Below are 12729 nucleotides of genomic sequence, written 5' to 3'. Positions count from 1 at the left end.
GGCTATGAAGTTATATTTAATTTGTATTCTTTGTTTTCCTCAAACTTTAATATACTTCGTTTAACTTTAGCCACAGATAGTGGCTTTATTAAATAATCTTGAGGCTTGCATAAAAGAGTGCGCTTTACTATTTCAGTATCACTTTCAGATGTAATTATAGAAACGGGTATTGTAGGGTGATTATTTCGAATGAAGGCTAAAAGTTCTAATCCATCAAGACGCTTTTCTATGTTTAGGTCTAAAAAAATGCCTGTTATGTTATCTTTTGAATTCAAGAGTACCTTATGCGCAGACTCAATAGTTGAACATTTCAGAATCTCCTTAGGAGTAATGCATTTTCGAATAATTTGAGCTAGCACCTCTGCCATTACCTTATTATCTTCTATTATCAATAGTTTGCTCATTTACACCTCAATAAGCGTATTGGCGCACTGCAACTTAGTGCCCATTATTTATAAATAGATCAATAGTGGTAACTTAACAAGTGGAAAGTGTTTTTCTTTGGGGTGTATCGCAAATTAATTCATATGCTATTAATATCGATGTAAGAAATATTCTTTGATGTATTGTCTTTGCCTTATAGGCTTAATTGCAGTTGTTGAGGTATTTGATACGAAAAAGTGACAGTTTTACTTGAAATAACGCAATTATGTAATGTACAGATACGAGAAAGAGCGGTAATCACACTCTATCGAGTTAGTTACCCAGATTTACTAAAAAACAAAGAAAATAATGAGCATATAGTCATCATGTCATTTGCAGTAGACATTCACTCTTTCTGCAAGCTCTTCTGGTTTAATCGAATCAATCATTTTATCTATGTCTTCTTCTTCACTATTTGGGCAAAAAGCAACTGTAGCACCTCTCAAATAAATATAATTAAGTGGTTTCCCACAGAAATGACATATTATTGATAAATGATTGGGGGGAATCGCTTGTAAATTTACGTTATTCATTCAGATCCTTATCAAATAAAAGGTGATCTCACACACTGTAAGCATACACTTTCATATGAAATTTAAAAGGTTGAATAAACCTTACAAGGCTTTTTGTTTCTGATCTGACGAGATCTATGTTCCCAAGATAGCGGTTGAAATATTGAGTAAAGTCCACATCCATGCTCTCAAAACCCAATAGGGCATATGGCTTGATACTAGAGTTTTACAATAGAAAGCTGGTGGATGGAAACTTCGATTACCAGTCTTTGTTTCGTGTACGTTGAAATTAATAGTCGTATTTATACTTGATATATTGATTACGGTCTCATTGTAACTTAGGTGGCTATATTTTTGACCTTGTTGACTTCCGCTATTTGTTTACCATCCCAAATCATTTCAAGAAGATAAGTTTGTACTACGTCATAAACAGGCTTAGGAGTGAATAGTGCCCAGCATACACCGTCAGGTGAACGTACTGATGGATACTGTACGGCTTGATAACCATCTTTCTTTAAATGACGGGCGAGCTGCTGAGATGCCGTATAGCAATTAAGATCCAGGATGGTTGTATTGTCTGGCTCTACTATATGGATTGGAGTGGGGTGATGAGTAATGATAAGTCCACGAAATAAGAAGCGGTCATATTCTAATCCCTCAATGTTTGACCAATATTTTTGCTGGTGGTATTTAACTTCTAATGCGGCTGTCTGGTCATTTGAGGCAATATATAATGCGCCAAACAAGCCGTCATTGAATCGACCCCCATCTGGATTAATATGTGTAAACGGGGCAATCGCATAACTCCTACCGCGTTCACAGTGGAAAGGGATTTCTGACTGGCTAATTAAAGAAATATCCCCGACTTCATCACGTAATCGGGGATTGGTTATCGCTTGGATTGCATAGAGAATCTCAAATTCTTCAGGACTGGCTACGTCATCAAATAAAGTAATGGCAGGATACTTGGTATTGGTCAGACGATGCCCTTTGATTACATCTAGCCCCATAATCCACCTCTTAATGCGTCAACACGTCGAGCGACCTCATACAAATCGCCAAATTTACCTGACTCGATAATCTCAAGTGGTGTATGGCCTGCAAAATAGTCATTGTTGTTCTTCATACTCATAAAGCCACTGATGTTAGCTGGATTGCTGAACACAATACGCAGTGCTTGGTGCATGTTGAGTATGTAGCTTACTCTCTCAAGCTGGTCATCACTCAATTTAGTCATCTCAGGATTCGCTTTGAACTTATGGTATGACGATTTAGAAAGCTTTAGTATTTTCTGGCTTTGCTGTGCGGTGCACCCCCATGATGAAAGGATGTTATCAGCCGCTTTAAATCCAGCTATAGCCAGAGCTTTAGAGGTAAAGTCACTGTTTTTCGCCAGGCTCATAATAAAAGTCCTCATTTGGAGTGTTTTATTACTATAGTCCATGTTGGGACTGTAGTAAAACATTCCACGAAGTAACGGGTTACGAATAATGAAATCGTTCGCCACTTCGTTTTACGTCATAGACATGCTGACTCTGTCTGAATCCTTTCTTCAATGTATATTGTTATTTATCTCTCGACTCTCACGTTCTGTTTCTCTGTCGGCTAGATATGCTACGTTTTCAGCCATTTCTATTAGCGAATATGAGATCCCAAAAGCTAGAACCTTTATTACATATGCTGAAAACGAAATTAGCAGAGCGATAGCGACATCAATTTTAGTGGTGGTGTGACTGTTAGCTGGATTTAAAATGATAATTGCAATAGCGCCAATAGTGATTAACGTTAAAGTAATCGTGAAAACAGCATCTAAAAAGACAGCTGTCTTCTTAAAGGAGGTAACTCTCGAATTCATATCCAAAATCATAATGTGACCCTATTAATTTTATGCTGAATGCTGACCGTTAAGTCTCCCATGCATTTCTCAAATAGTTTCTTATAGCTATTATTTCTTCCTCGATATTTTTTTAATGGAAAGTCGGAAGCTTGGAGGGGGAGGTATTGCGGTATTCATCATTTCAGTGAACGTGGCATAAGCATCTGTTACAAAAACCTCAGAGTCTACAAAGACAATAAAGGTTTGATCCTTGTAGTTCATTGGGCATCGAGTGTAGACGGCTCGGTAACCATGCTTAAGGCGTGAGAGCTCCTTTAATGCTGAATCACCAGTAAGTACACGAAAGCTAAGGTCCCTATCTATAAAGAAGTGCTTCATTATTTGATCCCTGTTAAAACGTTTGTTCGACACTGATCCCTTGAGCTTCCCCCTCTTGATGTACATCAACGTTTAATCCGCCACCTGATTCGTAGTGACCATGATAAGGTTCATCATCATTGGTCGGTTGTTTGGCAGGAGAGGAATCACCATGTCCCCCCGCACAACCTGCTAACGCAAAGATGAATCCAATCAGAATTAATTTACCCATTTCATTATTCCTTATGTTTAATCAGCACGGCTTGAAACGTATGCTAATACCTTGCGATACGTTTGGTGGATGGTGTCTATATGAAAACAGGTTGTTATTAAACCTTTGCTTCTTTGTGTTTAACCATCGGCGAAAATAACACATATGTATAAAACATCGTACAATAGTGACGTGAAAAGTTACATTTCATATATGAGCATTATTCGACATCTATCGTTAATAATTCCCCCTCATGTGATAACCCGAAAGAAGCTTATCGATAACAGTGTGCAGAGATGCGTACTCTCCGGTCACTTGCCCAGCCTAATCACTGAGCTTTTTTGTTTCTCAGTGTTGCATTTTATACATCTGATAAGGTAGTGATTGCGATTAATGCAACTAAGGGGTAATAATGAAAACGCTTAAGCCGAGGATCACGAAGACGCTAGATCCGTCAGTCACACGAAAGAATGGAAACCGTTCAGCGACAGTCCGTACTTATGGTGGCAAATGGCAACGGATACGCAAGGCGGTATTAACGGATGAACCACTGTGCAGGTTATGCCTAGCTGCAGGGATCACACAGCAAGCAATGGAGGTTGACCACATTATCCCGCTTTACTTGGGTGGTACTGATGAGAAGTCAAACTTACAACCGTTATGTTTTCTTTGTCACCAATTCAAAACGAAAACCGAAAACACCTTACGTAATCGTGACCATAAACGCGACTGAGAGGTGCAATAAGTCAGTGATATCCATGCTCGACTGTATAGTTTTTGTCTCCAGATAATCCTGCACAATGCGTGTGGATAGGCAAGGGGGGGGGCGGTCATAGTGGTACGGGTTGGGTCGGTAACCTCACCTTGCTCTCACGTAGAGAAAAAAAAGCACAGGTAATGGGGGTCGTATGAATAATCACGATAAAAATGGCAAGGCTCACGAAAATAATGACGGCGATGAGCCAGAAGTAAAAGTCATTATGATCGGTGAAGTTGCTGTTTCTGAAACAGATTATCTTCGCGCCGAATACCTTTTTGTGGCGGGTTATACCTCGGCAAAGATAGCCAACTGGCTAGGTGTAAAGGTGAAAGATATGACTGCAATTGGGCTCACAAAGGTGAATTGTAAGCTCACTTTCGACGCAAAAATAATGCATTTATTCGCCATTGGTAAAGGGGCACCGGTCATGACCACGTTCCTGAAGACCATGCCTTTTTATGATGAGGTTGATCAACGGCCACCGTCGAAAAAGACCAAAACCAAGAAAGAATTTGAGAAAGAAGATGCGGCGAGAGCCGGTAAAACGGGCAAGTTCAGAAAGTCTGGATTACGGAGTGTTAAGTGATGATGCCACTGCAGTCTACAGCCAACCTGGATTGGGAAAAAAGGATCCTTGCAGGTGAAAGCATTATTCCCTTTGAGACGTATAACCAGTCCCTTGCTGATGAAGCCTGGGAAATTTTGAAGGAATTGAAGGTTGTTGATGCCCTGAGACAGCCAACGATTGGTGAGTCTCACCTGCCATGGTTACGCCAGTTCTGTGATGCCATCTTTGGCTCTTATGACATTGAAGCAGAAGAGCAGATCATCAAAGAGATCTTGCTGCTTATCTCCAAGAAGAATTCTAAATCATCGACTGCAGCCGGCATCATGCTGACTCTGTTGATTCTTAATACGCGGGCGTCTGCCGAGTTTTTGATTTTGGCGCCGACTATCGAGGTGGCCAACAACTCCTATCAACCTGCTCGGGACATGATAAAAGCGGACCCTGAACTTGAGCGCATTCTTAAAGTACAAGATCACGTCAGAACGATTACGGATATTGAAACCGGCTCGACTCTCAAGGTGGTGGCGGCTGAATCAGATTCTGTGTCAGGTAAGAAAGCCTCCGTCGTGCTGGTGGACGAGCTTTGGTTATTTGGTTCAAAGCCTAATGCTGAAAACATGCTGCGTGAAGCAACCGGTGGTTTGGCATCACGCCCTGAAGGGTTCGTGATTTATCTCACCACACAATCAGATAAACCACCGGCTGGTGTGTTTAGAACCAAGCTCGAGTACGCGCGGAAAGTGCGTGACGGTAAAACGAATGATCCTTATTTCCTCCCTGTGCTTTACGAATTTCCCCAAAGCATGATTAAGGATAAATCTTATCTCGAGCAGAAGTATTTCAAGTTAACGAACCCGAATATGGGACTCAGCGTTTCTGAAAGCTTTCTAATTCGTGAGTTGGCAAAAGCCCAGGAAGATGGGGATGAAAGCCTCATCGGCTTCCTGGCTAAACACCTCAATATTGAAATTGACATGAACCTGCGTAATGACCGATGGGTTGGGGCTGATTTTTGGTCTGACTGTGCAACGGACGTGACACTCGCACGCATTCTTGAGGAGTCAGATGCCATTTCAATTGGCATTGATGGTGGCGGTTTGGATGACTTATATGGTTTGGCCGTGATTGGACGCCATGCCGAAACACAACGATGGATGTTTTGGACGCATGCCTGGGCGCATCCCATTGTCCTGAAGCGACGTAAAGCACAAGCGCCACGCTTCAAGGGATTTGAGAAGGATGGGGATTTAACACTGGTCAAAGAAATTGGCGATGACATGGATGACATCGTTGCAACGGTTAGTGAAGTGGATGATAGCGGTCTGCTTGTTCAAATAGGGATTGACCAACATGGCTTGGCATCGCTGGTGGAAGCCCTTATCGATGCACAAATTGATGAAGATAAAATCATCGGTATCTCCCAGGGCTGGAAGATGATGAGTGCGATTAAGACTGTTGAGCGACGCCTGGCCGACAAAAGTGCCGAGCATGATGGCTCGATGATGATGAAGTGGTGTGTCGGGAACGCCCGAACAAGACCTGTTGGTAATGCCGTCATGATCACCAAGCAAGAATCTGGCCCCGCAAAAATTGACCCACTCATGGCGTTATTTGATGCCGCATCGATAATGGCGCAAAACCCTGAAGGTGTAACCACGCCACAAGTGTACAACTTGGAGGACGTGTAGATGGGGAAGATAGCCCGATTCTTTTTTGGTGCGCCGGATAAAGAGGTGACCGACAAGAGCCCTGAAGCGGAAACGTCACTTGATCCTCAAGCTATGAGCATTAACGAGCTGGTCGATATGTTGGGCGTCGGAGTGACAGCGTCCGGTGAGCCGGTGACTGAGACGACGGCCTTAAAGGTAACGACGGTTTACCGCTGTATTGAACTCATTGGTAGCAGCATTAAAGTACTGCCTTTTAATGTGCATGAAAGAAATGGGGATGCGCATCAACCTATCGATCACGACTACAACTGGCTGTTTAACTGTCGCGCCAATATCGACATGACCAGTTCGGATGCCTGGCAGTTTTTGATCACCTCAAAATTTACCCATGGTGATGGTTTCGCTGAGCTTATTCGAGCCAGTTACCGAAGTTCGAAAGTGATTGGTTGGAACCCATTACATCCTGACAAAGTTGACCCGTTCAGAGACCGATTAACGGGTATCAAATATTACCGCGTCACTCGGGAGAATGGTGAGCAAGAAGTGTTGGATCAGGCTGATGTTATTCAGCTGACTTCGCTGGGTTATGACGGACTGAGAAGCCCAAGTCCAATCACTTATGCGGCATCTGAAGCAATAGGTACAGCTATTGCGGGTCAGAAATGGTCAGGGAAATTCTTTGATGAAGGGGCAACGTTTGATTATGCCTTGAGTACTGATGCCAAGATGTCGCGCACCCAATTGAAAGACGTTAAAGACACGGTGATAGCCAGAGAAAAGAATTCACGAATGCCCTTGGTATTGTCGGGTGGTTTGAAACCCGCTCAACTCACTATTAACCCACGTGATGCAGAGATACTGGCTTCGCGGCTTTTTACTATAGAGGAAATTTGCCGAATTTTTGGTGTGTTTCCTTTCATGGTTGGGCATACGAACAAGTCGACATCCTGGCAGTCGGGACTCGAGTCCATGGGCTCTACGTTTGTTCGCTATACCTTGCTCAGTCACCTCACCCAGATTGAGCAGGAATTCAATTACAAGTTATGGCCAGCCAGAAGTAAACGGTTTCTCGATCACAATACCTCACAACTTGAGCGGGGTGATATGAAGTCCCGCTTTGATGCTTATCGCAGTGCATTGGGGCGAGCAGGCGAACCTGGTTGGATAAGCGTTAATGAAGTGAGAAAGCGTGAAAACATGGCACCGGCTGCCGATGGGGATGAACTCTTTAAGCCGGAAATTACTGAGGCAAACAATGGAGAGCAGTCTAATGCCGATGCCTAAAAATACATATTTTCAGATGCTCTTTGAAAATCGTCATGTGGCCGATCGTAAGTTTGCCATTGAAAGTGCAGAGGGCAGTGATGACGCTGAAATCTTTCTTTATGACGCCATTGTTTCAGACAAAGACGAGGCTGAGTGGTGGGGTGGCGTTGATCCCGAGACGTTCGTGAATGCTGTGCGTGGAATCGAGGCCAAAAATATTCACCTTCGAATTAACTCACCAGGTGGTTCGGTTTTTGCCGCTCGAACGATGGAGCAGGCATTGCGTGAGCACAAAGCGACCGTGACGGTACACATTGATGGATTGGCAGCTTCTGCAGCGTCGTTCCTTGCGATGGCCGGTGACGAAATCATTATTGGTGAAGGCGCGATGATGATGATCCACAAGGCATGGACAGTCTCATGGGGAAATGCCGACGATCTATTGGCTGAAGCCGCATTACTAGAAAAACTCGATGGCACATTGGCTAAGACCTATGCAAAACGTGCGGGCGGGGATGAAAAAACCTTTTCCGATTATATGAGAAATGAAACGTGGTTTACGGCTGATGAAGCGGTAGCGGCAGGGATTGCCGATACGGTTTATGACGCAGAGCCAGCACCGAAAAAAGAAGGTAGCACCAATAACGCAATACGTCCGAATTGGAATTGTAATGCCTTCCTTAATGCAGTTAATCGGCCTGACACTCAGGAATATGTCAGTGATGAGCATCGTGACAGACAAATGCAACGATTGAACGTTTTAACCCGCTGCGCACTCGCAGTTAATTAACTAGGAGGGCTTTATGTCCAAACTTAAAGCATTGCGCGAGTCGCGCGACAAATTAGCGAAAGAAGCTAATGCACTAAACGATAAATACCCTGCAGACAAACGCATGAGCGCGGAAGATGGCCAAAAGCTGGATGGCATTTTAGCTGAGATCCAAGCGATTGATGGGGATATTCGCCGTGAGCAGCAGGTTGCTGATTTAGCGTTGGAAAACGATGTCGATGACGGCGGTGTGAATAACACCTTGCGTGACAAACATACCAAAGAACCCAATAAACAGTCAGATGTGGCAGCCGCTATGCGTGCTTATATGCTGGGTGGGATCAGTGCCCTGACACCTGAGCAGTATCAGTTAATGACGGCGCGTAGCCCTTCGGATATCAATAATGCCATGAGCACCACGGTACCTACTGAAGGGGGATATACCACCGCACCGGAATGGATCCGTCAGGTTGAACAAGCGATGAAAGCGTATGGCGGCATGTATAGCGTATCGACGGTGATGCGTACAGCTACGGGTAACACGATCAATTTCCCGACAACCGATGCGACGTCAGAGGAAGGTGAAATTGTTGGTCAAAATGCACCTGCTGGTACCAAAGATACCACCTTTGGCAATAAATCTATCGGTTCATATATGTACTCATCAAAGTCCATTGCCATTCCTTGGGAACTGCTGCAAGACAGCTTTTTTGATATTGACGGTTATATCCAAGATTTACTGGGTATGCGTATCGGTCGTATCACCAATCGTCACTTCACGGTGGGAACCGGTACAAATCAGCCTGCAGGTATTGTTACTGGGGCAGCATTGGGTAAGAAGGGAAAAACGGGTCAAACCGCACTTGTTACCTATGAAGATCTTGTATCTCTTGAACACAGTGTGGATCCCGCTTACCGCAATTCACCGGGTGTCGGTTATATGTTCCATGATACGACCCTTGAAGCTCTGCGTGTTATCAAAGACAAAAATGACCGTCCTATCTTCGTACCTGGCTATGAGACGGGGAACCCTGGCGGTGCCCCCGATCGTATTTTGAACCGTCCTATCACCATCAATCAACACATGGCAGAAATGGCTGCAGACGCCAAATCCATTCTGTTTGGTGCGCTGAATAAATATCGTATCCGTTTAGTGATGGATCTTCGCTTGTTCCGCATGACTGATAGTAAGTACACCGAAAAAGCACAAACAGGCTTTATTGGTTATCAACGTGCTGATGGTGCATTAATCGATGTGGGTGGGGCTGTGAAGTACTACCAAAACTCAGCCACTTAACTGTTATGGAGTATCCCAATGGCTAACAAAAAAGCACTCGTACTTAAACGCCTGCGTGTATTTGATATTGGCCCAGGCATTGTTATCACCGGCCCTGAGAAAACGATTAATGAGTTAGAGGAGCTGGGCTTTGTTGATACAGCAAAAGCCGCGATTGACCATGAGCTTAAAGCAACGGGTCAGGAAGATGCCGTTAATTTAGAACAAGACGTGTTGGAGTAAACGCCGTGTTGGATTCAGCGACCTCACCCATCAGTTTGAAAGACATGAAATTGCACCTGCGCGTGGATCATGACCATGAAGATTTGTATATCGAGTCATTAACGGCTGCTGCCATTGCACTGTGTGAAGGGCGTCTGTTTCGGTCTTTTACTGAGGTGAGGACTGAGTATGGCTATTTACCGGCGCCATTGGTTTCATGGGTCAAGCTGGCCACGCTGGAAATGTATGCCCAGCGTCGGCTGGCAACCGAGAAGCCATTAACGATGAGCCCTTTTTCCGAGCACCTGCTTGATAAGTACATTGATTACTCTAAGGGGGTGTAATGGACGTTGGGCGAATGAATCATCGAATTACGATTGAAGGTACAGACCGATCGCATGTTGATGCTGCTGGTCAGCCGATTACAGAGTATGCAGAGATCTGTTCTGTCTGGGGCAATGTGCGTTTTGAGCGTGGAATAGAGGCCATGAGAAATGGTATCGACACGGCTGTGCGGCGTGGCAGCGTACGTATTCGGTATAGAGAGGACATCGATGAGGACATGCGTCTTATTCATAGAGGGATGACCTATGCCATTACCAACGTATTACCTGATGAAGAAACGATGGAATTTATGGATCTCTTGATCGAGAAACGTTCATGAAAATGCATGTGGATGTGAGTCGCATTGATGCTTATGTCGACTGCCTCAAAGAAGACGTTGTTGATGCTGTGTTCTCCGGTACGAAAGAGGCCGCTCAAACGATTAAAGCGTCGCTCGATGCTGAAGGAAAGAAACGGTTTGGTCGCAGTGATTTCATCATTTCAGGGCGCAGTAGTTTTTCTGTTAATGAGGTGGGTTTCGCTGTGTATAACGTGATGCCCCAGTGGAACAAAACGGTGTCAGAAAATGCCGTACAGGGAACGTCGAATGCTAACTTTCTTAACTTTATCGAGTATGGCCAGGTGAGGCATCACCCGGTGTATCTGGATAGAAAGACGGGCGAGTGGAAAACGAATACCAAGGTGACGGTAGCGGAATACAAAAGAAAATCCGTTCCGTTCTTTTTCCCTGCGGTCCATAAAGGCCAAACGCAGGCTCGACTGAATTTTGAAGAGCGGTTTTTTAAGGTACTGAATGCAAGGCGGGCAACATGACGCTTGAAGAAAAGATGTATGCCGTTGTGTCATCGGTGGTGCATCAATGCTTCCCCGTAAAAGGTCCGTTTGCGATTCACGCACCGGTCGCGATTTGGGAAAGGCTCGGTGGTACTCCTATTTACTTTATGGATAACACTGCAGCTGATAAGTCGCACGTGATCGTAAGGGTCATATTCTTTGAAACGACGGCAATAAAAGCCGCAACAACAATGAAAGAGATCGAGAAAGCCATGGTGAGTACCGATGTATTTTTATCATCACCACGCACCGAACCTGTAACGATAGCAGATGAAAATCCTGATGGGTTTTACATCTTAGCTCAAGATTTCAACGTGTGGTTTACCACTAATTGAGGAGGCTTCATGGCCGTTTCACTACCTAATGGCGTCGTGTTTGCGATAGCTAAAACGAAGGCTGCACCTGCAGTCATGTCTGCACTGACTAATGCAACGGATGCTGTCGCAACCGTTGCCGGAAGTACGGTTGCGACCAACGACATTGTTATTGTTCAAAGTGGGTGGAGCAATATCAATGAGCGGGTCGCAAAGGTGGGGGCGACATTAAAACTGTTGGGCATTGATACCTCAGATACGACTCAATTCCCTAGCGGTATGAGTTCAGGGAAGTTGATAAAAGTATCTGATTGGCAGCAGGTTACGCAGGTTATCTCATCCGAGACGTCAGGAGGTGATCAGCAGTTCGCCACTTATTCGTTCCTTGAAAATGACTTTGAAACACAGATCCCAACGCGAACATCCCCTGTTGTTCTGACCTTGAGCATTGCTGATGACGATACCTTACCTGGTTATATAGCGTTAAAAAAAGCGGCTGATGGAAAAGAGACTCAGGTTATCCGAGCGACGTTACCGAATGGCGCCACACTCTATTACCACGCTTATATCTCGGTGAATGAAACACCCAGCATGACTAAAGATCAGGTAATGGCCATCGGCGTCACCATTAGTCTTATCGTTCGTCCCACTCGTTATACAAAAGCTTAGGAGAAAGAGATGTCTTTATTAGTGCTAGGTAAAACACCCGATTCATTTGAGGGGAAGGTTGAGCTGATTGATGCTAGCGGTTCAAGCCAAGAACTGCCACTCACGTTCAAATATTTCACTAGCTTGGAGTATGCAAAACTATCAGATGGCTGGGGGGATAATGACACGAAAACAACCACGTTGGCTGAAACCAATGAAGCTGTTGTTAAGAAAACATTTGATCAATACGCCAAAGTCTTGCAACAAATTTTAGTGGGATGGGACATTGATGCTGAATTTACTAAAGCGAATATCGTTAAGTTGTGTGATGAGTATCCAGATGCATTCACTGCGATTGTTGATGAGCATCGCAGTACGTTGCTTGAGCGCCGACTGGGAAACTAACAAAGGCTGCATCGGTATTGGTAGGGAAAAATATTGATGCAGCTTTAAAAATGCTGGGTATGTCATTGGATGATTTTGAGCCAGGTGATGGTGATAAAGAGGTATGGCCTGAAAATTGGCCTGCTGTTCAACTATTCAGCCGAATGTCGACGCAATGGCGATGTGGACAAAATGGGGTTATCGGGCTTGATTATAACGTCATTTTTTCATGGATGGATATCGAGGGCTGGGGTGTAGACGTTAAACGGGATGCTTTCTTTAGCCTGCAAGTGATTGAAAAAAACGCATTGGAAAATATTAACGAGGATTAAT

Annotated in this window: 21 protein-coding genes; 15 read left to right on the top strand and 6 right to left on the bottom strand. The window is 44.3% G+C overall.

Annotation, left to right across the window (positions count from 1 at the left end; all coding sequences use genetic code 11):
- Positions 1 to 2 precede the first annotated feature (2 nt).
- From C9J48_RS01700 to C9J48_RS01670, 6 genes are all read right to left on the bottom strand, one after another.
- The gene (locus C9J48_RS01700) at positions 3 to 404 is read right to left on the bottom strand and encodes a response regulator (RefSeq protein WP_006231422.1); all 402 of its coding nucleotides are present in this window, start codon (positions 402 to 404) and stop codon (positions 3 to 5) included.
- A 348-nt stretch (positions 405 to 752) separates the two neighbouring features.
- On the bottom strand, positions 753 to 956 hold the full coding sequence (locus tag C9J48_RS01695; protein WP_006231423.1) for a hypothetical protein: 204 nt from the start codon (positions 954 to 956) through the stop codon (positions 753 to 755).
- A gap of 317 nt (positions 957 to 1273) precedes the next feature.
- Positions 1274 to 1945, bottom strand: coding sequence for an RES family NAD+ phosphorylase (locus C9J48_RS01690; RefSeq protein ID WP_006231424.1), 672 nt, complete (start codon positions 1943 to 1945; stop codon positions 1274 to 1276).
- A complete protein-coding gene (locus tag C9J48_RS01685) occupies positions 1936 to 2337 on the bottom strand; it encodes an MbcA/ParS/Xre antitoxin family protein (RefSeq protein ID WP_006231425.1) in 402 nt (133 codons plus the stop codon). The genes C9J48_RS01690 and C9J48_RS01685 overlap by 10 nt, the downstream gene beginning before the upstream one ends.
- Positions 2338 to 2487: 150 nt before the next feature.
- Positions 2488 to 2802: a hypothetical protein gene (locus C9J48_RS01680; RefSeq protein WP_006231426.1), complete on the bottom strand. Its 315-nt coding sequence runs from the start codon at positions 2800 to 2802 to the stop codon at positions 2488 to 2490.
- 361 nt (positions 2803 to 3163) lie between these two features.
- Positions 3164 to 3361, bottom strand: coding sequence for a hypothetical protein (locus C9J48_RS01670; RefSeq protein WP_006231428.1), 198 nt, complete (start codon positions 3359 to 3361; stop codon positions 3164 to 3166).
- 391 nt (positions 3362 to 3752) lie between these two features.
- On the opposite strand from C9J48_RS01670, the gene C9J48_RS01665 reads away from it, so the two are divergent.
- The 15 genes from C9J48_RS01665 to C9J48_RS01600 all read left to right on the top strand — a co-directional run bounded on the left by C9J48_RS01665 (position 3753) and on the right by C9J48_RS01600 (position 12728).
- Positions 3753 to 4073 (top strand): HNH endonuclease, encoded by a 321-nt coding sequence (locus C9J48_RS01665; RefSeq protein WP_006231429.1) that lies wholly within the window; start codon positions 3753 to 3755, stop codon positions 4071 to 4073.
- Between the two features lie 44 nt (positions 4074 to 4117).
- A complete protein-coding gene (locus C9J48_RS28155; RefSeq protein WP_258191549.1) occupies positions 4118 to 4252 on the top strand; it encodes a hypothetical protein in 135 nt (44 codons plus the stop codon).
- Positions 4249 to 4686, top strand: a complete 438-nt coding sequence (locus C9J48_RS01660) for a hypothetical protein (RefSeq protein WP_006231430.1) — start codon at positions 4249 to 4251, stop codon at positions 4684 to 4686. The genes C9J48_RS28155 and C9J48_RS01660 overlap by 4 nt, the downstream gene beginning before the upstream one ends.
- A complete protein-coding gene (locus C9J48_RS01655) occupies positions 4686 to 6356 on the top strand; it encodes a terminase large subunit (protein ID WP_006231431.1) in 1671 nt (556 codons plus the stop codon). Before C9J48_RS01660 ends, C9J48_RS01655 begins: the two co-directional genes overlap by 1 nt.
- A gap of 117 nt (positions 6357 to 6473) precedes the next feature.
- Positions 6474 to 7622: a phage portal protein gene (locus tag C9J48_RS01650; protein ID WP_107281051.1), complete on the top strand. Its 1149-nt coding sequence runs from the start codon at positions 6474 to 6476 to the stop codon at positions 7620 to 7622.
- Positions 7609 to 8394 carry a head maturation protease, ClpP-related gene (locus tag C9J48_RS01645; protein ID WP_006231433.1) on the top strand — a complete coding sequence of 262 codons (786 nt, stop codon included), beginning with the start codon at positions 7609 to 7611 and terminating at the stop codon, positions 8392 to 8394. The genes C9J48_RS01650 and C9J48_RS01645 overlap by 14 nt, the downstream gene beginning before the upstream one ends.
- A 13-nt stretch (positions 8395 to 8407) precedes the next feature.
- Entirely contained in the window at positions 8408 to 9670 is a 1263-nt protein-coding gene (locus C9J48_RS01640; protein ID WP_006231434.1) for a phage major capsid protein, read from the top strand.
- Positions 9671 to 9688: 18 nt separating this feature from the next.
- A complete protein-coding gene (locus C9J48_RS01635; RefSeq protein ID WP_006231435.1) occupies positions 9689 to 9892 on the top strand; it encodes a hypothetical protein in 204 nt (67 codons plus the stop codon).
- Positions 9893 to 9897: 5 nt separating this feature from the next.
- Complete coding sequence (locus tag C9J48_RS01630) at positions 9898 to 10215, top strand: head-tail connector protein (protein ID WP_006231436.1); 318 nt, start codon at positions 9898 to 9900, stop codon at positions 10213 to 10215.
- Positions 10215 to 10535 carry a phage head closure protein gene (locus C9J48_RS01625; protein WP_006231437.1) on the top strand — a complete coding sequence of 107 codons (321 nt, stop codon included), beginning with the start codon at positions 10215 to 10217 and terminating at the stop codon, positions 10533 to 10535. The genes C9J48_RS01630 and C9J48_RS01625 overlap by 1 nt, the downstream gene beginning before the upstream one ends.
- Positions 10532 to 11029 (top strand): hypothetical protein, encoded by a 498-nt coding sequence (locus tag C9J48_RS01620; RefSeq protein ID WP_006231438.1) that lies wholly within the window; start codon positions 10532 to 10534, stop codon positions 11027 to 11029. Before C9J48_RS01625 ends, C9J48_RS01620 begins: the two co-directional genes overlap by 4 nt.
- Entirely contained in the window at positions 11026 to 11385 is a 360-nt protein-coding gene (locus C9J48_RS01615) for a hypothetical protein (protein ID WP_006231439.1), read from the top strand. The genes C9J48_RS01620 and C9J48_RS01615 overlap by 4 nt, the downstream gene beginning before the upstream one ends.
- Before the next feature lie 9 nt (positions 11386 to 11394).
- On the top strand, positions 11395 to 12033 hold the full coding sequence (locus tag C9J48_RS01610) for a phage tail protein (protein WP_006231441.1): 639 nt from the start codon (positions 11395 to 11397) through the stop codon (positions 12031 to 12033).
- Between the two features lie 9 nt (positions 12034 to 12042).
- Positions 12043 to 12417 (top strand): phage tail assembly chaperone, encoded by a 375-nt coding sequence (locus C9J48_RS01605; protein WP_006231442.1) that lies wholly within the window; start codon positions 12043 to 12045, stop codon positions 12415 to 12417.
- 17 nt (positions 12418 to 12434) lie between these two features.
- The gene (locus C9J48_RS01600) at positions 12435 to 12728 is read left to right on the top strand and encodes a DUF1799 domain-containing protein (protein ID WP_006231443.1); all 294 of its coding nucleotides are present in this window, start codon (positions 12435 to 12437) and stop codon (positions 12726 to 12728) included.
- Position 12729: the final 1 nt, after the last annotated feature.

The sequence above is a fragment of the Photobacterium profundum genome (assembly GCF_003026285.1).
In the GTDB taxonomy this organism is placed as follows: Bacteria; Pseudomonadota; Gammaproteobacteria; order Enterobacterales; family Vibrionaceae; genus Photobacterium; species Photobacterium profundum.
Note: the sequence above shows the minus strand (reverse complement) of the source record. Positions and strands in the feature narration are given on the sequence as shown.